Source organism: Halomonas sp. DP4Y7-1 (assembly GCF_019800705.1).
Lineage (GTDB): Bacteria > Pseudomonadota > Gammaproteobacteria > Pseudomonadales > Halomonadaceae > Halomonas > Halomonas litopenaei_A.
In genome coordinates, this window is record NZ_JAHVKS010000008.1 from 218,686 (window position 1) to 244,852 (window position 26,167).

Genomic DNA, 26,167 nt, shown 5'->3' on the forward strand with positions numbered 1-26,167 from the left:
TTGGGACAGGGAGTCAATCTACACGCAGATGAAATGCACCCCCGCCGCATTGCCATCCTGACCACGGGCGCTCTGGCCAAACAGCCAGTATTGGCGACCTGTCTGCACGAATTCGATGAGCTCCGCCCCTGGAGCCAACGGCATCGCCAAGGCGCCCAGGCAGTGGCTGGCTGGGGCTATAAGCCATCTGCAAACAAGGCGAGGCGTTACGCCGAGCGCCTCGGAATGCCTTACGTTGCCATTGAGGACGGGTTTCTGCGTTCCTGGGGTCTTAATGTGCAGGGCTATGCCTCTCACTCCCTAGTGGTGGACCACCTAGGGATCTACTACGACGCCTCGCGTCCATCGGATCTCGAGACTATGATCGGGCAAGACAGCTTCCTGCCCGGCGAGCAACAGCGCGCCGAACGTGCCATGGCCCGCCTGCGTGAGCTGCGTCTTTCAAAGTACAATCACGCACCGGACCTCCCGCTACCCGCAAGCAATAACCCGCGTGTATTGGTGGTCGACCAAACCCGCGGCGACGCCTCGATCACCTACGGCATGGCTAACGCCAAGAGCTTCGAGGCCATGCTCGACTACGCCTGCGATCACCATCCGCACGCCGACATCCTGATCAAGGCCCATCCGGACGTGGTGGCCGGCAGCAAGGCCGGTCACCTGATGCAGGCAGGAAAGCGCCGACGCTGTCATCTACTGACCGAAGACATCAACCCCTGGGCACTGTTCGATGCGGTGGAGGCCGTTCACGTGGTTACCAGCCAACTCGGCTTCGAAGCCCTGATCGCCGGACTGCCGGTCACCTGCCACGGCCTGCCGTTTTACGCCGGCTGGGGGCTCACCGACGACCGTTGTGCCTGCCCTCGTCGTGCGCACCGCCCCAGTCTCACCTGGGTGTTTGCAGCGGCCTACCTGCGTTATTGCCGCTACGCCAACCCCTATACCGGGCAAACCAGCGACCTGGAAGCCACCCTCGACCTGCTGGAAGACCAACGTCGTCAGATCGAGACTGCTGCCGGCGACTGGCAGGCACAGGGCTTCTCACGCTGGAAGCGCGGCTTTATCGGCGATTTCCTTGGTCCCAGGGCAAAGCTGCACAGCACCAGCACGCCCCGAGAGACGCCTCGAGCCAACTCCCCCTACACGCCCCAGCCATCGACCACCACAGGTGTGACACGGCGACTAGTGTGGGGCGATCAGCATGGCCACAACGATGATGGCGCTTGCTGGCGCATGGAAGATGGCTTTCTGCGTTCGGTAGGGCTGGGCATCGACCTGATACGCCCACTGTCACTGGTCATCGACGGCGCTGGCATCTACTACGATCCCGGCCGGCCCAGTGACCTCGAGACCATGATCGAACGAGGCGACTTCTCGCCACGGCTGCTGGCACGTGCTCGCCACGTTATCCAGCGCCTGGTCGCGCTCAAGATGAGCAAGTACAACGACAGCACTACCCAACACCACGAGACTACTCTCAGGCCACGCCTGGCGGCACTCAAGGCCAGTCCAGAACAACGCTGCCTGCTGGTACCCGGCCAGGTCGAAAGCGACGCGTCCATTCGTACCGGCACCACCCAGATCACCACCAACGCCGCCCTGCTGGCCCGGGTGCGTGAGGCCAATCCCGACGCCCTTATCATCTACAAGCCCCATCCCGACGTGACCAGCGGCGTCAGGCTGGGTCAGGTCGTCGACGATGCGATTTACGATCACTGTCTACCCCACGCCGATATCACGGCGCTGATCGAGCAGGCGGACGAGATCCACACCATGACCTCGCTGACTGGGTTCGAGGCACTGCTACGTGGCACGCGAGTGACCACCTACGGCGTTCCCTTCTACGCAGGCTGGGGGCTGACCCTGGATCAGGCGCCCCCCCCGCCGCGCCGAAGCCGCCGAGCTACTCTGGAAGAGCTGGTCGCAGCGACCCTCATCGTCTACCCGCGCTACGTCGACCCGACCACCCGCCATTTGATCAACGTCGAGACCGCGATCACTCTGCTGGACCAGCGCCGCCAGGCTCATCCCCGACTGCGACTGTGGCAGCGGGCCTATCGCCTTTACCGCAATACCGTCGAAGGCAGGCACTGACATGCTCGCCAGCAAAAAGTCCTTTCTAATGCTGCAGGGCCCATGTTCACCATTCTCTGCTCGCCTGGCCCGCCGGCTGGCCGATGACGGGCACCATGTCCATCTGCTCAACTTCAATGGTGGCGATTTGCTTTACCGACGCCGCCAAGGTGCTCGGCTATACCGAGGCTCGCTGCCAGATCTCCCCGAATTTCTGCAGGACCGCTATCGGCGCGACAACATCTCCGATCAGGTGCTGTTCGGTGACCAGCGCCCAGTCCACCGCCCAGCAGTCACGCTGGCGCCAGCCTTCGGCGTGCGCACCCAGGTGCTCGAGGAAGGCTATTTCCGCCCACACTGGATTACTATGGAGCCGGAGGGCGTCAATGCTCGGTCAACCTTGCCCAGCGACTCCGACTGGTACCAGGAGGCCTACGCAAGACTCGGCGATGCACCGGCTGCCATGCCCTTTAATAGCCCGTTTCGCATCCGCGCTACCCACGACGTGCTATTCCACCTGGCTGGCCTTGCCAACCCCGTGCTTGCGCCCCACTACCGCAATCATGCATCGGTCACCGCGCCGCTCGAGTACGCCGCCTATCTCAAGCGCTTCTCTCTGCTGCGCTACTATAAGTCCCGCGATGCCCGGCGCATCGAATCCCTGGTCGCATCATCCAGACCTTACTTTGTGCTGCCGCTTCAATTGAACGGCGACGCCCAGATCCAGCATCACTCGCCCTATCGAGATATGCTCGAAGTCCTCGATACGGTGATGACCTCATTTGCCCGCCGCGCTCCCGGCGACGCCCGACTGGTGATCAAAAATCATCCGCTGGACATGGGCCTGGTGAACTACGCCGGACATATCCGCCGCAAGGCCGACGAGCTGTCCATTGACGGCCGCGTCATCTACCTCGAAAGCGGCGACCTGAACCGCCTGCTGCCAGGATCGCGGGGCATGGTCACAGTCAACAGTACGGCAGGCCTGGTGGCCATGGAGCACGGCTGCCCGACGCTGTCGCTCGGCCAGGCCATCTACGCCCTGCCCGGGCTGGTGGCGCGAGCAGGGCTCGACGCCTTCTGGCAGCATCCCGAAGCCCCGGATCCGCGCCTGTTCCACGCCTTTCGTCAGACCTTGCTGCACACGGTGCAGCTCAACGGTGGCTTCTACTGCCGCCGTGGCATCGATCTCGCCGTCGCCCAATGCTCGCCGCGACTCGCCGCCGATCTCAGCCCACTGGAGGAACTGCTGCAATGCCTGCCCAAGGCCGCCTGATACTGATTACCGGGGCGAGCGGCGCCATCGGTGGAGAACTGGCCCGGCGTTATGCTGCCGCCGGTACCGAACTGGTGCTGCACGGCCGACGCCTGGAGGCACTGAAGCCCCTGGCCGAGGACTGCAGGACGCTGGGTGCGGTGGTCAGCCTGAGCCAGACCCCCCTCGAAGACGACGACGTCCGCGACGCCTGGCTCGACGGCCTGCCGCGCACTCCTGATCGGGTGCTGCTGTGTGCCGGCATGAACCACGGCGTCACCAGCCGCCGCGATGGCGAAGACGGCGCCACGGCCCGTAGACTGCTCGACCTGAACCTGCGTATCCCCATCGACATGGCCCGCCGCCTGATCCCGGCCATGCAGGCCCGCGGCAGTGGCCAGCTGGTCTTCATCAGCTCTCTGGCCGCTTGGTACGGACTGCCGGTGACACCGAGCTACAGCGCCAGCAAGGCCGGCATCAAGGCCTATGGCGAGTCGCTGCGCGGTCTGGTCGCCGCCGACGGAGTCGGCGTCACCGTCGTCATGCCCGGCTATGTACAATCGGCTATGGCCCGCGCCATGCCTGGCCCCAAGCCCTTCCTGATCGGCCCCGAACGCGCTGCCAGACGTATCCAGGCGGCGGTCGAGGCCAACCGTGCTCGCGTCAGCTTTCCCTGGCCTCTGGCACTCGCCACCCAGTGCCTGGCATTGCTGCCGGCAGGCCTGTCTGAACGCCTGGTGAAGTGGACCGGCTACGGAGTGGAGCGCTGATGTTGCTGGTTTCCTTGTTGCTGCTTCCCTTGTTTCTAGGCCTTGCCCTGAGCATCGCCATGGAAGCCCTGGTGCGCCCGCGCCCGGACTCGCTGTGGCTGCGTCCCAAGGCAACGCTGATGGTGCACATTGGCACCTGGCTATTGCTGTTCGCCGTGTCACTGCTGATGCTTCAGCGTGGCTGGCTGAGCGCCGGGCTGCTGCTGTGCCTGCAACTGGTGGTGATAGAGTCGGCGCGCACCAAATGGGTGAGCCTAAAAGAACCGTTTCTGGTGCAGGACTTCGACTACTTCCTCGACGCCATCCGCCATCCTCGCCTTTATGTGCCGTTCTTCGGCATCGGCCTCGCCATCGCCGCCAGCGTCTCCGGGGCTCTGGCCTTCGCGGCCTTCCTTTGGTTCGAACCTGCCCTGTCGGACTCCGTGGGAGCCAGCGGTCTTGTCGCCATGGTCGCCATCCTCGGCCTTAACGGCGTCGGTCTGCTCGGCCATGCCTTGCCCCGTCTATCACAGATAACCCTGAACCCAGTCCAGGATCTGAAGCGCCACGGACTGTTCGGCTTCTTCTGGGCCTACGCCCGCTACCCGCGCCGCCAGATCGATCCGTCGAGCACGCCAGAGTGCTTCCGCCGACCCGACAGCCTACCCGGGGCCGACGCCCTGCCCCATCTGGTAGTGGTGCAGAGCGAATCGTTCTTCGACCCCCGCCAATGGCAGCCAGCGCTTCACGGCAGCGTGCTCGACGGCTGGGACCGACTCTGTGCTGAGAGCGCCGTGCAGGGTCGCCTCGAGGTGCCCGCTTGGGGCGCCAATACGGTGCGCAGCGAAGCCGCCTTTCTGACCGGGCTGAGCGGCGCCGCCCTCGGCATGCATCAGTTCAACCCCTACCGTCAGCTGGCGCGCCAACCGGTGCCCAACCTGGTGCGCAGCCTCAAGCGCAGCGGCTATCGCACCGTCGCCGTGCACCCCTACCCGGCGTCTTTCTATCTGCGTCACAAGGTCATGCCGCACATGGGCTTCGATGATTTCATTACTCTCGACGCCTTCGACGATGACCAGCCGGCCGAAGGCCGACAGGGTGACCGGGACGGCCAGTACATCGCTGACGCGGTACTGGCAAGCAAAGTCGACGAGCTGCTGCAAGCAAGCATCGATCAGCCGCTGATGGTGTTCGTCATCACCATGGAAAATCACGGCCCGTTGCACCTGGAGCGCCCGGACGCCGCTTGGCGAGACAAGCTGCCGCCCCCCCTGGCCACATCGCTCGACGAGCGCGGCCGCAATGAACTGGCGGTCTATCTGCGCCACCTGGCAAACGCCGATAGCATGGCGAGCACCCTGGCGAATAGCCTGATTCGACAAGATCGACAAGGCATACTGTGCTTTTATGGCGACCATGTGCCGATCATGGCCAGGTCCTATCGCGCACTCGGCGAGCCCGACGGTCGCAGCGACTACCTGATCTGGACCACCGCCACCTCATCAGCGGGGCCGGCCGAGCTTTTACATGACAACGACATCCCCATCGACCACCTGGCAGCAACTCTGTGGGACACCGTGACCGGCATGGCTAAGGCAAGCACGCGACAGAAAAACGCCTGCGCCCGGAAGGCACAGAGATCGAAGCAGCAGGACGAATTACAGGAGCAGGAATGACAAGGCGCGTCGCTATCATTGGAGCCTCCCATCGCTTTCCGAGCAGGCACGATGAGTCCTTCTGGGACAGCCTGAGAAAAGGCCAAGATTTGGTCACCGAGGTCGCGCCGGAGCGCTGGGACCACGACGTCTACCGTCATCCCAATCGTCAGCACCCCGGCACCAGTGTCACCTTTGCCGCGGGCAGCCTCGGGGACATCAGTGGCTTCGACGCCGCCTTCTTCGGCATTTCTCCACGTGAGGCGGCTCACATGGAGCCCCAGCAGCGGATGCTGCTGGAGCTGGCCTGGGAAGCCATGGAGCACGCCGGAGTCGCGCCATCAAAGCTGCGCGGCAGCCGCTGCGGCGTCTATATCGGCATCTCGAGTCTCGACTACACTTACCGTCACGCCGACGACCTGCAGGCAATGGACGCCCCATCGGCCACCGGCAATACCTCCAGCATCGCCGCCAATCGTCTGTCCTACGTGTTCGACCTGAAGGGGCCCAGCATGGCGCTGGACACCGCCTGCTCGTCATCGCTGGTGGCCTTCCATCAAGCCTGCCAGGCGATCCGCCACGGCGAATGCGACACCGCCCTGGCCGGTGGCATCAGCCTGCACCTGCACCCCTTCGGCTTCATCGTGTTTTCCAAGGCCAGCATGCTCTCCGCCAACGGCCGTTGCCGGGTCTTCGACGAGGCCGGCGACGGCTATGTGCGCTCCGAAGGCGCGGGCATTTTCCTGCTCAAGGACTATGATACCGCCGTCGCCGATGGCGACCGTATCCTGGCCGTAGTGGCAGGATCGGCGGTCAATACCGACGGCCACAAGACCGGCCTGACAGTACCCAACGCCGACGCCCAGATCGCGCTGATGCGTCAGGCCTACGCCGACGCTGGCATTTCCGCGGACGACATCGACTACCTCGAGGCCCACGGTACAGGCACCGCGGTGGGCGATCCCATCGAGACCCACGCCATAGGCCAGGCCCTCGGCCAGGGCCGCAGCCGACCACTGCCGATCGGCTCGGTCAAGAGCAACGTCGGCCACCTGGAGACCGCGTCCGGGGTCGCCGGCCTTTTCAAGGGGCTCTATAGCCTGATCCACCGTGAAGTCCCGGCAACCATCGGCATCCGCACTCCCAACCCCCGCATCAAGCTCGACGACTGGAATCTGGAGATCGTCGCCGAGCCGCTGAAGCTCGCCGACCAGGGGCCGCTGACGATCGGGGTGAACTCCTTCGGCTTCGGTGGCGCCAACGCCCACGTCATCCTGCAGAGCGCCCCCGAGCCGGTAGACAGCGCGAGACAAGGCAAACCGGGCGACGCCAGCCCATCCGACAAGAGCCCGTCACAGGACATCACTGCCGACGACGGCGCCACCACGCCGGACCGGGCCCTGCCGCTGCGTTTCTCTGCCAACAGCCCAGAGGCCCTGGTCGAGCTCGCCGTACGCCTGGCCGAACACCTGCGCCAGGCCGACACCTCGCTCTACGACCTGGCCTACGCCCTCGACCAGCGTCGGGACCGCCTGAAGCATGGTGGCGTCGTCTTCGCCGAGGACCGCGACAGCGCCGCCGCGATGCTCGAAGCCTTCGCGCAAGCGGACGCAAGCGTCCGCTGGGACGTAACCCATGCCCGCAGCGTCGTGACCGGCACCGCGCAGGCCGACGCCAGTGGCCCCGTCCTTGTCTATTCCGGCAATGGCTGTCAGTGGTTCGGCATGGGCCGCGATCTACTGAACGAGTCGCCGCTGTTCGCCGACGCCATCGACCGCATCGACGCCCTGTTCATGCCCCTCGGCGGCTTCTCGCTGCGCGCCGAACTCGAGGGCGTCGACGGTGACCGCCTCGAGCGCACCGAGATCGCCCAACCGACCCTGTTCGCGATCCAGGTGGCGATCACCCAGGTGTTCGAGCACTGGGGCATCCGGCCAGCCGCCGTGATCGGCCACAGTGTCGGCGAAGTGGCCGCCGCCTGGGCCTCCGGCGCCTTGACCCTCGACGAGGCGGTCAGCGTGATCACCCAGCGTAGTCACTTCCAGGGCATGACCCGTGGCCAGGGAGTCATGACCGCCGTGGTGCTCGATGCCGACAGCACCGCCGAGTGGCTCGAGGATCCGCGCTTCAACGAGATCAGCCTGGCCGGCGACAACAGCCGTCAGGGCGTGACCCTGGCCGGCCCCGAAGGCCCCATGGCAGCGCTCGAGAAAGCCCTGGGCGACGCCCAGATCGCCAGCTTCCGCCTGCCTCTGGACTACGCCTTCCACAGCCCCGCCATGGACGTCATCAAGGATGACGTGGTCACCGCCCTGGCCGATATTCGCCCGCGCGAGGCCCGCTGCCCCTTCTATTCCACCGTCGCCGGCGCCCAGCTCGACACCCGCGAGCTGGATGGCCACTACTGGTGGCGCAATATTCGCGAGCCGGTCAGCTTTACCCCGGCGATGGAGGCGCTGCTCGACACCGGCGCCAACGTCTTCGTCGAGATAGGCGCCCACCCGGTACTGCGCCGCTATCTGAACGATGCGCTGAAGGCGCGCCAGGGCGAAGGCCTGGTGATCACCACCCTGGAGCGCGACGCCGACGGCATCGACGCCCTCAATCGTGGCCTCGGGCGGCTGTGGCTCTGCGGCATCACCATCGACGACAGCCGGATCTTTCCGCTGGCAGGTGACTTTGTCGAGCTGCCGCTCTATCCCTGGCAGCGCGAGAGCTTCTGGATCACCCCCAGCGGCCACGGCGGCGGCTTGATCGACCGCCACATAGAGCATCCGCTGCTCGGCTACCGTCTGGCCCAGCAGCGCACCACCTGGCACAGCCAGCTAGATGTCGAGCGCCTGCCCTGGCTGGCCGACCACGTGGTCGGCCAGGCCGCGGTCTTTCCCGGTGCCGGCTACGTCGAAATGGCGCTGGCCGCCGCCATCCATCACCGCGCCCCGACGCTGGTCGACATCGAATCGCTGGAAATCCACGCACCGCTGATGCTCGATGCGCCCCACGGACGTCAGACACGTCTGACACTGAGCGACGCCCAGGGGCATATCACCATCGACTCCCGCGACACCCAAGAGGCCGGCGACTGGCAACGCAACGCCAGCGCGCGGTTGATGGCCGAGAGCGCCGGTTCGCTGCTCGAACAGACTCCGCCGACGCTGCCGTCGCGGGCACCGGACGTCACCCTGGAAACCCACCTGGCCATGGCCAGTCGTCTGGGTCTGGACTACGGGCCCGCCTTCCAGGCGATTCCCCGGGCCTGGCGCGAGGGCGACACCATGCTCGGCGAGATCGTGCCCACCGGGGCCGAGGGCGAACCGCTGCACCTGTCGCCGGGCATTCTCGACAGCGCCTTTCAGCTGTTTCTGCCGCTGCTGGCCGACAGCGAGGCCGCCGCGGCCGGCTACGCCTTCGTGCCCATCCGTATCGATCGCCTGCAGTTCCGTGCCAACGCCGGCCGCCCCGCCTTGGCCAAGGCCAGGCTGCGCGGACGGGCGCCTCACTCGTTCACCGCCGACTTCAGCCTGTTCGACGCCGAAGGCCGCTGCCTGGCCCATCTGGACGCCACGCGATTCCGCCTAGTACGGCTTAAAAATGCTGGCCACGGCGCTATCAGCCTGGTCGGCAATGTACTGACCCCGGCACCGCACTCGCGTCAGGTCGATGACGTCACCCTCGACGCACTCGCCAAGGCCCTGCCCGATGCCCTGCATAAGCACCTGCAGAAGCACCGGCAAGACTCCGGCGCCACAGCGGATGACGTCGCGCCATCTGCCGATCGGCGCTACGCTGCCGAGCTGGCAGCGCTGCTCAACCGCCTGAGCGAAGCCTTCGCCGATCAGGCACTAAGCCAACTGGGCCACCACCAGCGGCTCGAGCGCGCCGAGTTCGAGCGCTATCTGCTGGAATATCCGGGCAGCGCGGCCCAGTGGCGACAGCTGGTCGCCCAGCTCGAGGCCAGCGGCGGTCTGGTCGCCGACGACCAGGGCTGGACCCGCATCGACGAAGACGAACGCCTGGACCCGGCACCGATCTGGCAGCTGCTGATCGACGACTACCCCGACGATGCCCTGCTGATCCAGCGTCTAGGGCGCCATGGTCTGCACCTGAGCGAACTGCTGACCGGCCAGCGCGACGCCGCCGCCATCGGGCTGACGCCGGCCTCGCTGTCCGCCCTCGCCCCGCATACCCTGGGACAGTCTGGCTGGCAGGCGCTGGGCCGCTGTCTTGCCGCGGCACTGTCGGCTGTACGTGAGTCGATCCAGGGCGAATGTCGGCGTCTCGGTGTCATCGAAACAGGCGTTGGCGCTCCGCGCCTGAGCGAAGCCCTGAGCCCTCTGGTCGACCCCGACCACCTCGACCTTCACCTGATCGTCGGCGACGACGATAGTCGCCAGCGTGCCACGCGTCTGAAGGAACGCTGCCCACTGATCACACTGGAAAGCGCAGGCGAGGCCCCAGCCGCCGAGCGCCGACGCGCCCAGCTCGGGCTGATCATGGTCGACACCGTCGATCACGAGGCCTCCAGACGCCAGCTTCAGGACCTTGGCGAACGCCTGGTCCCGGGCGCCGCCTTGCTGGTGCTACACGCTCCCGGCGCCCCCTGGTGGGACGCCCTGGCCGCCACCCCCGCCCTGACGCAAGGCGACAATCCCCGGCTGTGCGAGAAGACCGACCTCGAAGAGATGCTGGCCGAACTGGCACAAGGCAACGTCAACGCCACGCCCCTGGATGAAGGCGACGAAAGTCTGGTGCTCTACTCACTGCGCCTGCCCGAGCGACCGGCACCAGGCACCGAGGAAGCGTCCCGCGCCCAGGCCGTGCTGCCTGCACAACTGCTGGTCCACAACGAGGCCACCGCCGAGGCGGCCAAGCGCCTCGCCGACGCCCTGAGCGCGGCGGGAGGTCAGGTATCACGGCTGGCGCTGCCATCGGTGGATATCGAGGGAGAAAACGCCGCCCTCGATGCTACCCTTGCCGAGGCCACTCGCCAGACATCCGGACAATCCTCGAGCTCCTCTGCGCGAGAGGACAGCCACCCGACGTCCCCCCCGCTCAATCTGATCGACCTGCGCGGGCTCAATGACACCGCCGACGAGATCGAGCGCTGCGATCGCCTGGCCCATTGGGTGAGGCGCCTGGAAAATATCTCTCAGCGCTGCCGCCTGTGGGTGCTGACCCGAGGCGTGGCGTCCCTGTTTGCCGATCAACCGGCAGGCGTCGGTGCGGCCACTACCGCCGCTGCCGATAACGGCCCTGACGCTGCCACCCCGGCCGACGCCGCGACGTGGGGCTTCGCGCGCTCGCTGGCCAACGAACTGTCCCAAGCCCGGGTCACCCTGGTCGATCTCGACCTAAACCCGCCCAGTGGCCAGGCCCAGGCGTCATCAAGCGCTCACCTGCTGGACGGCCCCATCCTGCAGGCCCTGACCCTGGAGCTTTGCTGCCCCGGCGAGGAAACCGAGCTGGTACTCGGTGCCGAGGGCCAGCGTTTCGCCACACGCCTGCGGGTCCAGACCCGCGACGCCAAGTGCGGTACCGCGGACGCGGCTCCGGGCGCCCACGTAGCCATCGACAGTGCACCAACCGCCGTCGAGCCCACCCTCCCCCCGCTTCAGGCCAGCAGTCTGGGAGTGACCCTGCCCGGCCAACTACGTCACCTGCACTGGCAACCGCGGCCCCTGCGCCAACTCGGCGAACAGGATGTCAGCGTCCGCGTCCAGGCCACCGGGCTCAACTTCCGCGACGTGATGTACACCCTCGGCCTGTTGTCCGATGAAGCCATCGAGAACGGCTTCGCCGGCGCGAGCCTCGGACTCGAGTTCGCCGGGGTCATCGAGCACGTCGGCGAAGGGATCAGCGACCTTGCCCCCGGCGACGCCGTGGTCGGCTTCGGCCCCAGCAGCTTCAGCGACCGCGTGGTAGCTACCCGTGGCTCGGTCACGCCGCTGCCGGACGGCATCAGCTTTGCCGCCGCCGCGACCATACCGACGACCTTCTTCACCGTCTTTTATGCGCTCAAGCAACTGGCCCGACTGGCGCCCGGCGAACGGGTGCTGATCCACGGCGCCGCCGGTGGCGTCGGCCTGGCGGCGATCCAGGTCGCCCGCTGGCTGGGTGCCGACATCTACGCCACCGTCGGCAGCCAAGAAAAGGCTGACTTCCTGCGCCTGTACGGCGTCGATCGCCTCTATAATTCCCGCGCACTGACCTTCGCCGAAGAGATCCTACGCGACACCGACGGCCGGGGCGTCGACGTGGTGCTCAACTCGCTGGCCGGCGAAGCGATCAACCAGAACCTTCGGGCACTGGCGCCTTTCGGTCGCTTCCTCGAGCTCGGCAAGCGCGACTTCTACGAAAACACCCCGATCGGGCTGCGTCCGTTCCGCAACAACCTGAGCTACTTCGGCATCGACTCCGACCAGTTGATGAAGCTGCGCCCGGCGCTGACCGAGAGCCTGTTCGGCGAGATGATGGCGCTGTTCAACGCCGGCACCCTGCATCCTCTGCCCTACACCGCCTTCGATCACCATCGCGTCATCGATGCCTTCCGCTATATGCAGCAGGCACGCCAGATCGGCAAGCTGGTGGTGACCCGCAGCGACGACGCCGGCACCGTGGCGAAGGTGCCTGCGCCCGCCACCCGCAAACGTTCGCCCCTGCAGCTGGATACTGACGCCAGCTACCTGGTCACCGGTGGACTCTCGGGCTTTGGCCTGCGCACCGCCGAATGGCTCGCCGAACGTGGCGCCGGACATCTGGTGCTGCTCGGTCGCCGTGGCGCTACCACCGACGAAGCCGAACAGGGCATCGCGCGTATCCGCGCGCTGGGCGCCGAGGTATCGGCGCTGGCCTGCGACATCACCGATGCCCAGGCCCTGGCCAGGGTCATCGCCGACTGCGGCGTCACTCGTCCGCCGCTCAAGGGCGTGGTGCATGCTGCTACCGTGATCGACGACGGCCTGATCCGCCATCTCGACCGTGAGCGTATCGAACGCGTGCTGGCCCCCAAGATCCAAGGCGCCCGCCACCTCGATGCTCTGACTCAGGGGCTCGACCTCCACCTGTTCGTGCTCTACTCGTCGGCCACCACCCTGTTCGGCAACCCCGGACAGGCCAACTATGTCGCCGCCAACACCTGGCTCGAGGCGCTGGCGGCGCGACGGCGACGCAACGGGCTCCCGGCCATCTGCGTCTGCTGGGGTGCGATCGAGGACGTCGGTTTCCTTGCCCGCCATACCCGTACCCGGGACGCCCTGCAGGAACGCCTCGGCGGATCTGCCCTGCGCTCTTCCCAGGCCCTCGAGCTCCTCGGCAGGCTGCTTGAGCAGGACCGCTCCGGTATCGGCGCACTGGAACTCGACTGGCACGCCCTGGCGCGCTTCCTGCCCACCGCCGCGGCGCCACGCTTTGTCGAGCTGGCCGAGGCCGCCGGCGAGGACAACCAGCGCAACGAGGGCAACGACGATCTGCGCCAGCGCCTGGCCGGCCTGTCGACGGAAGACATGCAGGCGGAGCTGGTCTCGCTGTTGAAAGAGGAGCTCGCCACCATTCTGCTGATCGACGCCGAGCGCATCGACAGTCAGCAGTCGGTCTACGAGCTGGGCTTCGACTCGCTGATGGGGGTGGAGCTGATGACCGCCATCGAGGCGCGCCTGGACGTTCAGCTTTCGGTGATGGTGATGAGCGAGGCCAACAGCCTCGACAAGCTGGCCCACGTGCTGGTGCGCAAGCTCACCCAGGAAGAGGGCGACACCGGCGACGACACACTACTCTCGCTGGCCAGCGCCCACGGCGGTGAAGCCGCCCTGGACCCGACACGGGAGAACGTCGAATGAGACGCAACGATAGCAACGCGCTGAAACAGCGCCTGCTGGCCCGCAGCAAGGACCGCCCAAGGGGCCAGCGCGCGGCGCCCGAACCGGGCAGCGGCAACAGCCGCCTGACCCGCTTCGACACCCTGCCCCAATACCAGCAAATCACCATGATGCGAGAAGGGGCCGAGCGGCTGGGGCTGAAGGACCCGTTCTTCCGTCCCCATGACGGCGTCGCCAGCGCGACCAGCGTCATCGAGGGCCGCGAGGTCATCAACTTCGCCAGCTACAACTATCTGGGGCTGGCCGGCGACCCCCGGGTCAATGAGGCGGCCAGGCAGGCGCTGGAGCGCTACGGCACCACGGTCTCGGCCAGTCGCATCGTCTCCGGTGAACGTCCGATCCACCGCGAGCTCGAGCGCTCCCTGGCCCAGGCCTACAACTGTGACGACGCGGTAGCCTTCGTCAGCGGCCACGCCACCAACGTCTCGACCCTGGGTCAGCTGCTGGGGCCGAAGGACCTTATCGTCCATGACGAGTGGATCCATAACAGCGCGGTGGTGGGCGCGCAGCTTTCCGGCGCCAAGCGCATGAGCTTCGCCCATAACGACCCCGAGGCGCTGGCCGATCTGCTGGCGCGCCACCGCCAGGACTTCGAGCGTGTTGCCGTAGTCATCGAAGGGCTCTACAGCATGGACGGGGACGTGCCCGACCTGCGCGCCTTCGTCGAGGTCAAAGAGCGCCATCAGGCCTGGCTGATGGTCGACGAGGCCCACTCCTTTGGCGTTCTCGGCAAGCACGGACGAGGGCTTGGCGAGTACGCCGGCGTCGCCACCGACGACGTCGACATCTGGATGGGCACGCTGAGCAAGTCGCTGGCGAGCTGCGGCGGCTATATCGCTGGCTGTCAGGCGCTGGTCGATACCCTGCGCTACCTGGCCCCGGGCTTTCTGTATAGCGTAGGCATGCCTCCCCAGGCCGCCGCCCCGGCACTGGCCGCGCTGACCCTGATGCAGCAAGAGCCCGAACGCCTCGAGCGGTTGCACCACATCTCGCGCTATTTCCGTGACCAGGCCCATGCCGCCGGCCTCGACACCGGCAAGAGCATCGGCGCCGCGGTGGTGCCGATCATCACCGGCAACTCACCGGCGGCGGCATTGATGTCCCAGCGCCTGTTCGACGACGGCATCAACGTCCAGCCCATCGTCTACCCGGCCGTGCCCGAACGCAGCGCCCGCTTGCGTTTCTTTCTGTCCAGCGAGCACACCACCGACCAAATTGACCAGACCATCGATCGGCTTATCTACGCTCACCGGGCCCTCGGTCACTGAAGACAGCGCACCACTCCCTTCCTATCCACCGCCGCGGCGTAATTTCTTTGTCACAATTATTCAAGATAAAAAATAGCGGCGTCCCAGAGGAGCGCCGCTCAAACGATCAAGCAAGAAAAGGCGATGCCTTGCATTACGTCGCGTCTATACAAAAGCCGCTACTACACCTCAACAGAAATCGAATTAAATTCAACAACCTTGGACGCCAAAAAGCCTCTGCAGGACAAACATAGAATGCTGCACACCGGTGCTTGAAGCATCCGTATAGGGCCTCAGTTACATTCGGTAAACTTTCGAACCACTGCGCAGAATGCGCAATAAATCACACCTGTGAAACGCTACTAATCGTCACAATGCCATCACCCACCAGAGCTCAGTTGCAAATGTCGTTCTAGCCAGCCGACATGGCCACTTTTCAACACCCTTGCAGCCTTAGGCGAAACGTCTAAAGTTTCAGGGGTGGTTGAGCATGGACTGCTGTCTGATTTTCGCAAGACCGCACAATTTTAGTATCACATAAGAAATAAGTAAACTATATTTTCACCTTAAATCAGCTGGAACATAAAATTTCCCAACCCGGTCGAAACGAATAAAACTGTAGACATTTTCAGATCACTTAGACAAACAGGGACTCACTACCAAAAAAACGCTCGCACAAGTCATCGCCACAGATTAATGGATACACATTGTCACTCGACATCGCGCTGTCCATCATCTTCGCTCCTCGGCACATCGTGAACGTTAGCTCAAAGTTTTTTCGACCAGCTCACAGCTGCCCCCTCCCCCCGCAGCTCCAATTTCTGGCCCTCCATAGTGGCCCATACCGTTCGCCTTCCTGGGAGAGCCTTTGCCAGGCAAGAGACATCGTCATCAAAAATACACGAATAAATTTATCTTAAATATTGCTAATAAAGACAAAAAACACAACAATCACCCATGCAAAATAACTATCTCATAGGCCGGCAATCGCGGCATGTCTTGCACGTTACGCGGGTAACGGAGCCTTGCATATCGATGGCTCGGGAAGATCGGCCGAGGTAGCCAGCGGCTCGGGAACCGCCGCTGGGACTCACCAGCGTCGGCGCGGGCGCCGACAAAAACCATCCTCTGAGCAAAGGTATCATCATGAAGAAGGGACTAATCGCGGCCGCAGGTGCAACTGGGCTTCTGGCCAGCAGCATTACCGCCGCTAATGGCCTCAGCCTGGACCAACTGATCCAGACAGGCCAGACACTGCCCCAGGTCGAGAGCATCCTCGACGACGGCCCCTCTGCACTGAACCGCAACAGTGGCACCGTCACGCTGAACGACGGCTCCAAGCTGGTGTTCAGCGCCCCCGAGGGCACCTCTACCCTTAACCAGGCACTATCAGGCAACAGCGGCACGGTACTGGTCAACGGCAACCCGGTGGCGGTCTCCACCAGCGCCTCGAGCCTGGGCTCGGCCTACAACAACAGTGACCAGACCTCCACCTTTACCGTGTCGGCACTGGTCGAAGGCCGCCCAGTGACCCTGGAGTGGGAGGGCCCGCTGGACGCCATCAACACCGCCAGCACCCTGAATGCCACCCTCAACGGCCAGCCTATCACCCTGCAACTGCCGGAAGGCACTACCCTGGCAGACTTCAACGGCGACACGCCCATCACACTGCTCGATGGCGATGGCAATGTACTGTTCTCAGGCCAGCTCGATTCCTTAACGCGTGACGAAGCGCTGGCCCTGGCCGCTCAACTCGGCGCGCTGAACGTCGACCAGGCACTGCGCGGTGCCCAGAAGCAGGCGCTGGCCCAGAATTTCAATCCGATCATCCGTCAAATCGACTCGGCCATGTTCCCCAGCGCCGAAGGCCACTACAGCCGCCCCGAAGGCATCAATCTCTGGGCCTCCACCGAGATCAGCGACTTCGACGGCGACGTCGCTAACTCTAGCTACTCCGGTGATGGCAAGGTTGCGCTGCTCGGTATCGACTTCAAGCATCACAATGTGCTGGTCGGTATCGCCGCCGGCAACAGTGAGATGGACCTGGACCACAACGGCAGCGGCCGTACCGACCTCGGCGGCGAGATGATCTCCCCGTACGGTGCCGTGTCCTTCCTTGACGGCACCATCGTCCTTGACGCCATCGTCATGTACCAGGAGCTGGATGGTTCCATACGCGGCGACTACCTAGCAGAGCCGATCGACCTGGACGGCGACCGCTGGGCCGCGCGTGGCTCCGGCACCTACTTCCTGCCCGAGTATCACTCCGTGCGTACCGGCCTGACAGTAGGCGGTACCTACATGGAAGACGACCTCGACGGCAAGTACATAGGCGCCACCAATGACTACGGCGTAGAGCTGGGTGAAGTGTTCGGCGGAGTGAAATTCGGTGCGGACTTCTTCACCGGTGAGGTGTACGGCAGCCTGCTCTACCACTACGACGTGTCCAGCGACGTGAACAGCGATGCAGACTACCTGGACGATGAGGAAGATGACCGCACAGTGCTCGAGCTTGGTGCCGCACATCGCCTCGGTACCAACATGGACTTCGGCATAGCCGGTCGCACCACCCTAGGCTCCAGCAGCACCGAATATGACTCCATCAACGCTACTCTGTCTTACAATTTCTAAGACGGTAGCGACGCCGGCCCCCCAGGGCCGAGACTTGCGCTAGCCGCAGGACGGGATCCGGCGACCCGACAAGCAGCGGGAAGCGTTACCGACGCTTCCCGCTGCTGTCTTCAGGCCGCGACGCGACAAGCCAAACGAATTCTCGCCGGACGCTCCCTGCCTTCAGTACAGCCTAGCCTTTATGATCGGCTTGAGCAGATAGCTCAATAGCGATCGCTCACCTGTCTGAATATCGACTTCGGCCACCATACCGGGCCGAATAGCGAAACGCTCGCCGTGGCGCTCGAGGTGGGCTTCATCGGTGCGCACCAGCACCTCGTAGTAGGACACCTTGCCGCGCGGCGTTTCCTCTTCGATCGTATCCTCGCTGATCTGCTCCACCGTGCCTTCCAGGTCGCCGTAAATGGTGTAGTCGTAGGCCGTGATCTTGACGCTAGCCGGCATGCCCGGAGCCACGAACGCCACGTCCTCCGGCCGAATCCGTGCTTCGATCAATAGCTGGTCTTCCAGCGGTGTGATTTCCAGGATCGGCTCGCCAGGCTGTATGACCCCACCGGTGGTGGTGACCATGATGTCGTTCACCCGCCCGTGCACCGGCGACACGATCTCGGTGCGCTCGAGTTGGTCGCGACGCTGCAGCAATGTCTGCTCCAGCGTCGACAGCTCCGCCTGCTTGGTGGAAAGCTCAGCATAGGCATCCTGGACATAACTATTGCGCATCTCGGCCAGCTTGCCGGCCAACGAGGCCACCGTCTGCTGCAGTTTCAGGACCTCCATCTCGCTGACGGAGCGTCGCTCGACCAGCGGTTCCAGCAGCCTCAACTGGCGCCTGGCGATGGCCATCTCGTCCTCGATGGAGGCCTCTGCCTGCAGCAGGCGATTGCGCCGGGCCTCGAACAGCGCGCGTTCGGAGCGCGCCAGCTCGCCCTGCTCATCGATATCGTCGGGAAAACGAATGCTCTCCTGCTCTAACACCTCTGCTTCCAGGCGCGCGATGGACGCCCCGAGGACCTCGACCTGACTCATCGTTTCCAGGTAGGCGCTACGAAAGCGCGTATCGTCCAGCCGCAGCAGAGGCTGCCCTGCAGCGACCCGCTCGCCCCGCTGCACCAACAGACGCTCGAGGATGCCACCCTCCAGGCTCTGTATCGTCTGCATGCGTGATAAGGGCACCACCTTACCGTCGCCACGGGTGACCTCGTCGATGGTGGCCCAGGACGCCCAGGCAATAAAGATCGCGATGGTGGCGACGCAGGCCCACAGAATGACGTGGGTACCCTGGGGCAGCGAGCTCCCCCCCTGCAGCTGCTCCAGCACCTGCCGCTGGCGTGATGTTGCACTGGCCATGTCACTGCTCTCCTGAGGCGCGGGCTGCGGTGGTCCTGACCTGATTGCCCGAGACTACCTTGTCGACGGGGCCATCCATGACCCGCCGGCCATCCTTGAGCACCACCGCCCGATGTGCCAACGACAACAGCGACTTCTTGTGGGTCGAAATCACCACCGTCCGCCCCTCCAGCCAGCGCATAAGGAAGGCGATGACCCGCTGCTCGTTGGACTGGTCGTAGGCAGCCGTAGGCTCATCCATCAGCACGATACGCGGGTCCTGCAGGATCAGCCGGGCCAGGCCAACCGCCTGGCGCTGCCCCCCGGACAGGCTGGCATTGCCCTGAAGAGGCATATCCAGCCCCAGGGCGTGCCGGCGGACGAAGCGACCGAGGCCGACATGATCGAGCGTCTCCATCATCTCCTCGTCGTGATAGGCGCCGCCATCCAGCATCAGGTTGTCGCGCAGGGTGCCGTGAAACAACGCGATGTCTTGGGGCACATAGCCGATGGCACGGCGACGATCCCCTGGCTCGATCTGGCTCAGGCTCACCTCGTCGAGCTGGACCGTCCCGTTCGCAGGATCCACCAACCCCGCCAACAGCCGCAGAAGGGTCGACTTACCCGCGCCATTGCCTCCCAGCAGGGCAATGCGCTCGCCCGCGGCGAGAGACAACGAGTCGAGCGCCAGGGCGGGCGGCGCATCCTGCTGATAGGCAAGCCCGACCTCACGTAGTTCGTAACGCCCCTGGACCCGTTCCTTGCGCACAAACTGGCGTCCCACCGGGCGTTCTGTCGGGGCGTCCATCAAGCCGTCCAGGCCTTCCATGGCGACCTTGACGTGCTGCCAGCGCGCCAGAATACCGGCCACCTGGGCCATCGGCGCCACCACCCGTGAGGTCAGGATGGTACAGGCGATCAAGCCACCGACGGTCAGTTCGCCGGCAGAGATGACGTAAACACCGGCGATGACCACACCGACATACACTAGCTGCTGGACCATGGAAGCGCCGTAGGTCAGCTTGGATGACAGCCGCCGATGACGGGTGGAGGCATCGGCGAGCTCCCCTGACAGGCTGTCCCACAGCCGCAGGTGGCGGCCCTCGGCACGACTGGCTTTGACCGATTCAAGGTGGTCAACGGTCTCTAGCAGTACCCCCTGGCGCACCGCCCCTTCTCGCAGGTTCTGGCGCGAAAGCCGCGCCAGTTTGCGCTGGGCCAGCAGGCCGGGCAACACCATCATCACGATGCCAGCCACCGGCACCCACACCATGTCACCACCGATAAAGTAGATGACACCCAGAAACAGCACGACGAAAGGCAAGTCGCTGATCGCACCGATGGTGGAAGACGTCAGGAACTCGCGAACGCTCTCGAACTCTCGAATCTGGCTGGAAAAAGCTCCCACCGACCCCGGCTTTGCCGCCAGGCGCAGGTTCATCACCTGTGAAAAGAGCCGCGACGATAGCTGTTGATCAAGCTGCTTGCCGGTGTTGTCGAGCAGACTCGCCCGCAGTACCCGCAGGCCAAATTCGAGCAGGATCGCCAGAACGACACCGCTGGCCAGGATCCATAGGGTGGAGAACGCCTCATTGGGCACCACCCGGTCATACACCTGCATGGCAAACAGCGCCGTACCGATGGCCAGCAAGTTGGCCATCAAGGCCGCCACGCCAACCTCCACCCAGGTTCCCCAGCAGCGGCTCAGGGGGCCTTTCAGCCAGTGCTCCTGCGGCTCCTCGGCGAAGCCCCCGGCCCGATCATCCGGCTGAAGGTCCGGCCTGGCGACGATCGTCACGCCGGTATGCCTGGCACAAAGCTCTCGGGGGCTCCAAATTTCGGTACCACCACCGCTTTCACTCAGCAGTACCTGGATCGCGCCCTCTTCACGGGCCACCACCGTCACCCAGCGCTCGTCGTCCAGCTCGATCAATACCGGCAGTAGGTCATTGGCCAGCCTGTCCAACGGAACGTCGAGGCAGCGTGCCTTCATCTGTACCCGCCTCAGCGCGCGCGGTACCTCGGACACGGGCAACCTCCCCTGCTCCAGCGGTAGGCCATCGCCGAGTTCGGCGGTGGTGCAATGCCGACCCCACTGCTCGCACAGCACGACTAGCCCTTCTCGTAATGCGTCTCCAGTCACGCCTTGTGACGACTCCATCGCTCAGCCTCCCTGCGCGATATCCTGTTCCTCGAGCCTCGGCACCACGGCGGCCAGCGTTCCCAACTGCGAAGCGGCCCGGTACTGCAGACGCAGTTGCTGGATCTCCACGTCGATACGCTGCCTGGCCGCCTCGAACCGCTCGCTCTCGATACTGAGCAGATCGGCGATGTCCCGGAGACCGACGCTGAATTGGTCTTCGTAGGTCGTCAGGACCTCGCCGGCCCGATCGATCTGTTCCTCGAGCCCTTCCAGACGCCACTGGGTCACCTGATACTGCTCCTTCAAGCCGGCGATGGTGCGCTGAAGATCGCGCCGTGCGGCCCGCAGCGAGAATTGCGAAGACTCCACCCGCTGCGCGGCAGCATCAGTCCTACGCCAGTTGGACAGCCCCTGGATGGGCGCCATCCGCACACGCAGGGCGATCACCTGATCCTCTTCCATCACCCCGCCGACCTCACGCCTGAGCAGCGATCCTTCGAGGTTGAGCTGGGGCATCAAGGCCGCCTCAGACTCTTCCAGCTCAGCCTTCGCCACAGACACGTCGGTCTCGCTCTGTTCGAGCACCGGGGCGTCCTCGATCGCAAGGTCCACCTGCGCCGGTGCAGCCAGGCTTGCCAGATAATCCTCGGGGTCGGGCATCTGGGTGGCCAGGATGTCCCGTTGCAGCAACACCCGCAGTTCCTGCTGGGCCTCACTAAGGCCACCCCGCTCCATCGCCAGTTGCTCACGGGCACGGGCGATGTCCAGACGGCTGCGCTCGCTTTCGCTGCGATCGCTGTAGCCACCAAGATCCCGCTGGTCGGTCATCGCCGCCAGCGCCTCGAGCCGGTCCAGATAGCCCTCCACCTCGACCACGCGGAGCTGGGCCGCCACCACGTCGAGGTAAAGCTCGATGATATCCAGCGCCACTTCGTCGCTGGTCACCTTGAGCGAGGCCAACCGATGGCGGTATTCGGCCGAGGCCGACGCCACCTGCGACGCAATACGTCCCCAGTCATACAGCACCTGGGTCGCCGTGACATCGTAGCCGAGCTCTCCCATCAGCGAGTTCTCCGGACCCGCCGACACCTCCACCGAGGGCCAGTAGCTATCGCGCGCGATATCCACCTCGGTGGCGGCCACCCGAACGTCGGATTCCGCCGCCCGTACCTCGGGATTGACGGCCAGCCCCTGGACCACTGCTTCCGACAGACTCAGCGCCTGGGCCTGAAGGGCGCAGACCATCAGCGCCCCGCCAGCGATCCACCAACGGCACCTGGCCCTGCGTGGTCGACCTGACCTTGCTTGCACTGCGCCAGGCGCTACCCCCACCCTCAATTGACCTCCACATTGACGGTGTCTTCCACCAGCAGCGTGGTACTGCCCAGGCTGTACTCGACATAGGTGGTATCACCGCTGGTCTGCTGGTTGCCAGTGGCCACGGCGCCGCTAGCACTGAGCGTATCGCCGTTATCGCCTTCCACCGTCAGCAGGTTGTCGTCATCGGTCAGGGCGATGGTCTCGTCCTCATCGAGGGTCAGGCGCGATGCCCCATCGTCATCACCCAGGTCGATACGCTCGATATTGCCGATCGTACCGACAGACGCATCAGTCAGATCGAGGTCGATGCCGCCATCGAGCAGCAGCACATCCTCCCCGCTACCTCCGTCGATGGCGGCAAAGCCCGTCCCGGAAAGACGAATCTCATCGTTGCCGGCGCCACCATTGAAGGTGTCGCTGCCCTGACCATCGATCAACAGGTCGTCGCCACCGCCACCGTTGAGGACGTCGTCGCCTGTTCCGCCTCTCAGCAGATCATTACCTTCCCCGGCGTCGATGGTGTCGTTACCGGCGTAGCCGTAGAAGCGTTCATTGCCGATGCCACCATCCAGGTCGTTATTGCCTCCATCGCCTTCTTCGATGTAGGTGCTGCCGCCGAACAGCTGGTCCAACGCTTCGGCTTGCAACAGGTTACCGACCAGTTCGCTGTCCTCGAGTCCTTCGGTGTCGGTGGCGCTGATGCGAAGCGCGTTCAACACACTGAGCTGCAGGTCAGTGCCAAGACCGAGCAGACCGCCGTCGCCATCGGTAAACTTCACGCTGCCCAGCAACTCATTGACCGCCAGATTGTCGATGGGACCGCCATCCAGTGCGGTGATGGTCAGCGAGGCCCGCGGCGCCACGAGCCCGAGGACGCCGCTGGAGCTCTCCGTCGAGATGCTCAGACCGAGCTCCTGAGCCATGGACTGGGACGCCGTCAGTTCGACCGAGTCGGTCAGATTGATATCGAGCAAGGGACGGAAGTCGATCGTGACCGACGCGAGATTGTTCTCGGCATCGGCAGCCACCAACGCCTGGCTGTTGAGATCGATGATGCCCAGCGCCGAGACATCCAGCAGCCCCAGCAGGCCGCTGTCGGCCTGTACGATCGGCGCGGTATTGTCTGGATCCGGGTCGCTGGGGACCGTCGGTTCGTCCAGTGTTCCGGTCTCATCGACCGTCACACTGGTGGACGTGCTGTCGCCATCCCCGTCGGTCAGGGTCGCATCGATCTCGGTGGACGACTTGAAGCCGCCGACCGCCGTCTCTCCCGCCTGAACGGTGGTGTCCACGGAGAGATGGCCACCCTCGAGAAGTTGCTGAATGATCTGCCAGTCGGACGCCGCATCTGCCCCCTGGCCGACCAGATCGACACCTTCGAGCAGGATGACCTGGTCCGTTTCGCCAGCGTCGTAGCCACCCAGATAGCCGCCGCTGGAACTGATCTCGAGGCGGGTATCGCCATCCGCGGTGCGCACGAAGTGCAGGAAGCTGGTCAGGTTGCCAGGATCACTACCGATCCTGACCTCGTTCTGCAAAAGGCCCTGAAGGTCCAGAATATCGCCATCGCCGAGGGAGAAGTCGGTGATGGTGTCGACGACAGGGCTACCGGCGGCCCCTGCGTTTCCGGCTTCAAAGCGGAACACATCCTGGCCGGAGCCGCCGGCCTGGGTATCGGCACCGCCACCGCCGATCAGCAGGTCATCGCCGTCTCCACCGGACAAACTGTCGTCGCCGGCCCCACCCCGCAGGATGTCGTTGCCGGCGCCGGCGTTCAGGGTATCGTTGCCGCCGTAGCCATAGAGGCGATCGCTGTCGGCGGTGCCCGTGAGGGTATTGCCCGCATCGGGATCGGCCGATTCATCTTCTAACAGATAATCGGGAGCACTGTTACCATTGAGAAGATCTAGTTCGAGTATGTCGCCCCGAGACTCAGGGCCGACATCGTTACCCTCAACATCTATCGCGGAAATCGAGAGAGAGGAACGTAGACCAATTGAGGTCAAGCCTCCACTGTAGTAAATCGAACCCAAAAACTCGTTCCATTGCTGAGAACTCAGCCCTCCATCAGCTGCAGTTATCACAATCGATGCATTGTTATCCAAGAAGCCCAAGCGATTCGAATTATCGACTGTAAGCCCAAACGACTGCGCCATTGATTCTGAGTATTCGAACCCAGGACTACTACCCAAAGAAACGGAAAGAAGCGACGTCAGTGCTACTGTAACACTTGCGATATCGTTGTCTGGATCATTGACGCTAAATGCTTGGCTTCCGCTAAAATTCACTAGGCCAAGAGCGTCTACACCCACGATACCCAGCAAACTCGCAGAATCACCCAACCCGACCGAAGGGGCCTGATCAGACATAAAGGCATCATTGGCGAGGCTGCCTTGTGTGAAGCGGTAGGTCCCGTCGGCAAGATTGACGTCAAACGTCTCGCCTTTCACGGTGGTGACCGTCAATTGGCTGGACGTATCGTCGTATTGGTAGCCGGCGATCAGGTCGGACTGTCCCTGCTGCTCCACGCTACCGCTGTCCTGATCGTAGCGGAAAGTCACCCCATCGATCACGATGGAGCTGACCACACCACCATCGGCACCAAAGTCATCGACCAAAGTGCCTTCCACCGGCTGGGCCATCCCGCTGGTATCGATAAGTACAGGCGCCGCGGCGTCGGGCACGGCGTCGGTGAGCTGGATCTCCAGGCTGCCCTCAGCGCTGTTGCCGGCCGCATCCACTGTCGAGACCTGGAAGCCGAGCTCCTGAATGTCCGCACCAAGGGCCGGGTGATCCAGCGCCGCCAACTGGGTAAAGGTGTAAGCACCCGTTGCCCCGTTGATGACCAGCGTCGCGACGTCACCACCCGCCACCGTCGCCGTCATGGTGTAGTTCTGTTGCTGGGCATCGTAGCTGCCCGCCCAGGTGACATCACTGCCACCGGCGGTAAGTCCCTCAGGGGCCGTGACCGCGATCTGCGCCAGATCCCCCCAGTCATTACCGGCCAGGTTGCCCGACACCGTGGCATTCACCGCTTCATTCAGTGCCTCGCTGCTATCGGCGATCAAGGCACCGGTAGTGTCCAGGGTCGCAGTATCGGTCACGGTCCCGCTATTACCGGCGGTATCCTCAAGCGTCATGGTGACCGTCAATTCGCCATCGGCAAGCGCACTGAGGTCGAGCCCCGTGACGCTCACAGTGCCATCGCCAGCCACGGTAATCGCGCTTTGGTCGACAGTGATATCGGTGGTATCACTATCTCCATCACTGATTACGATACTGGATAGAGTGCTGTCAGCATCAATCTGCCCGCTGAGGGAAATCGCCGTGGCTTCCGCAGCACTCATCAATTCATCATCGAAGGCAATCGAGTTGTTCGGACCACTAGGCGCGGCCGTATCCACGTTGAAGTCAACGCTGCTGGAGGCAGCGGAGCTATTACCGGCAGCGTCGGTAATCACCGCTGCGACGCTATAGTCGCCGTCTTCCAGAGCATTGCTCGGAATCACCACCGTGGCGCTACCATTGGAGACGTCGTCCGCCGTCACGGTATACGTCACGTCGCCCGCGTTATCGATCTGCAGAGTAAGGGTGTCACCGGCCTGAGTCCCGGCAGTCAGACCAACGCTAGTCTGAACCCCGTCGGACAGCTCAGCGGCGTTGACGATGTTATCTGAAGCCTCGGCGATTGCCAGCGTCGGGGCATCGGTACCGGCGGCACCGCCAGGACTAGTGGCATCCACCGTGAAGTCGACGCTGCTGGAGGCAGCGGAGCTATTACCGGCAGCGTCGGTAATCACCGCCGCGACGCTATAGTCGCCATCGGTGAGTGCATCGCTCGGAATCACCACCGTGGCACTGCCATTCGAGACGTCGTCCGCCGTCACGGTATAC

General features: G+C 64.1%; 11 protein-coding genes. 7 read left to right on the forward strand and 4 right to left on the reverse strand.

Annotated features, from left to right (window positions below; all coding sequences use genetic code 11):
• Positions 1 to 33 precede the first annotated feature (33 nt).
• The 7 genes from KUV72_RS15710 to KUV72_RS15740 all read left to right on the forward strand — a co-directional run bounded on the left by KUV72_RS15710 (position 34) and on the right by KUV72_RS15740 (position 17,484).
• Positions 34 to 2,094: a capsular polysaccharide biosynthesis protein gene (locus tag KUV72_RS15710; RefSeq protein WP_222239037.1), complete on the forward strand. Its 2,061-nt coding sequence runs from the start codon at positions 34 to 36 to the stop codon at positions 2,092 to 2,094.
• Between the two features lies 1 nt (position 2,095).
• Positions 2,096 to 3,349: a capsule biosynthesis protein gene (locus tag KUV72_RS15715; protein ID WP_222239038.1), complete on the forward strand. Its 1,254-nt coding sequence runs from the start codon at positions 2,096 to 2,098 to the stop codon at positions 3,347 to 3,349.
• Positions 3,328 to 4,098: an SDR family NAD(P)-dependent oxidoreductase gene (locus KUV72_RS15720; protein ID WP_222239039.1), complete on the forward strand. Its 771-nt coding sequence runs from the start codon at positions 3,328 to 3,330 to the stop codon at positions 4,096 to 4,098. Before KUV72_RS15715 ends, KUV72_RS15720 begins: the two co-directional genes overlap by 22 nt.
• A complete protein-coding gene (locus KUV72_RS15725) occupies positions 4,098 to 5,753 on the forward strand; it encodes an LTA synthase family protein (protein WP_222239040.1) in 1,656 nt (551 codons plus the stop codon). Before KUV72_RS15720 ends, KUV72_RS15725 begins: the two co-directional genes overlap by 1 nt.
• A complete protein-coding gene (locus KUV72_RS15730) occupies positions 5,750 to 13,567 on the forward strand; it encodes a type I polyketide synthase (protein ID WP_222239041.1) in 7,818 nt (2,605 codons plus the stop codon). The genes KUV72_RS15725 and KUV72_RS15730 overlap by 4 nt, the downstream gene beginning before the upstream one ends.
• On the forward strand, positions 13,564 to 14,874 hold the full coding sequence (locus KUV72_RS15735; protein WP_222239042.1) for an aminotransferase class I/II-fold pyridoxal phosphate-dependent enzyme: 1,311 nt from the start codon (positions 13,564 to 13,566) through the stop codon (positions 14,872 to 14,874). The genes KUV72_RS15730 and KUV72_RS15735 overlap by 4 nt, the downstream gene beginning before the upstream one ends.
• A gap of 1,125 nt (positions 14,875 to 15,999) precedes the next feature.
• Positions 16,000 to 17,484, forward strand: a complete 1,485-nt coding sequence (locus KUV72_RS15740) for an autotransporter outer membrane beta-barrel domain-containing protein (RefSeq protein ID WP_222239043.1) — start codon at positions 16,000 to 16,002, stop codon at positions 17,482 to 17,484.
• Between the two features lie 162 nt (positions 17,485 to 17,646).
• Here KUV72_RS15740 and KUV72_RS15745 read toward each other — a convergent pair whose 3' ends face one another.
• From KUV72_RS15745 to KUV72_RS15760, 4 genes are all read right to left on the reverse strand, one after another.
• Positions 17,647 to 18,831: an HlyD family type I secretion periplasmic adaptor subunit gene (locus KUV72_RS15745; RefSeq protein ID WP_222239044.1), complete on the reverse strand. Its 1,185-nt coding sequence runs from the start codon at positions 18,829 to 18,831 to the stop codon at positions 17,647 to 17,649.
• Position 18,832: 1 nt separating this feature from the next.
• On the reverse strand, positions 18,833 to 20,971 hold the full coding sequence (locus tag KUV72_RS15750) for a type I secretion system permease/ATPase (RefSeq protein ID WP_222239045.1): 2,139 nt from the start codon (positions 20,969 to 20,971) through the stop codon (positions 18,833 to 18,835).
• Between the two features lie 3 nt (positions 20,972 to 20,974).
• Positions 20,975 to 22,198 (reverse strand): TolC family protein, encoded by a 1,224-nt coding sequence (locus tag KUV72_RS15755; RefSeq protein WP_222239046.1) that lies wholly within the window; start codon positions 22,196 to 22,198, stop codon positions 20,975 to 20,977.
• Positions 22,199 to 22,287: 89 nt separating this feature from the next.
• Positions 22,288 to 26,167: beta strand repeat-containing protein (locus tag KUV72_RS15760; protein ID WP_222239047.1), on the reverse strand; the 3,880-nt coding region annotated here is incomplete at its 5' end.

Bases quoted from the DNA above. Each gene is read 5' to 3' on its own strand.
- KUV72_RS15725 (WP_222239040.1), top strand. From the start codon at position 4,098: ATGTTGCTGGTTTCCTTGTTGCTGCTTCCCTTGTTTCTAGGCCTTGCC.
- KUV72_RS15745 (WP_222239044.1), bottom strand. From the start codon at position 18,831: ATGGCCAGTGCAACATCACGCCAGCGGCAGGTGCTGGAGCAGCTGCAG.
- KUV72_RS15720 (WP_222239039.1), top strand. From the start codon at position 3,328: ATGCCTGCCCAAGGCCGCCTGATACTGATTACCGGGGCGAGCGGCGCC.
- KUV72_RS15755 (WP_222239046.1), bottom strand. From the start codon at position 22,198: ATGGTCTGCGCCCTTCAGGCCCAGGCGCTGAGTCTGTCGGAAGCAGTG.
- KUV72_RS15735 (WP_222239042.1), top strand. From the start codon at position 13,564: ATGAGACGCAACGATAGCAACGCGCTGAAACAGCGCCTGCTGGCCCGC.
- KUV72_RS15750 (WP_222239045.1), bottom strand. From the start codon at position 20,971: ATGGAGTCGTCACAAGGCGTGACTGGAGACGCATTACGAGAAGGGCTA.
- KUV72_RS15730 (WP_222239041.1), top strand. From the start codon at position 5,750: ATGACAAGGCGCGTCGCTATCATTGGAGCCTCCCATCGCTTTCCGAGC.
- KUV72_RS15715 (WP_222239038.1), top strand. From the start codon at position 2,096: ATGCTCGCCAGCAAAAAGTCCTTTCTAATGCTGCAGGGCCCATGTTCA.
- KUV72_RS15710 (WP_222239037.1), top strand. From the start codon at position 34: ATGCACCCCCGCCGCATTGCCATCCTGACCACGGGCGCTCTGGCCAAA.
- KUV72_RS15740 (WP_222239043.1), top strand. From the start codon at position 16,000: ATGAAGAAGGGACTAATCGCGGCCGCAGGTGCAACTGGGCTTCTGGCC.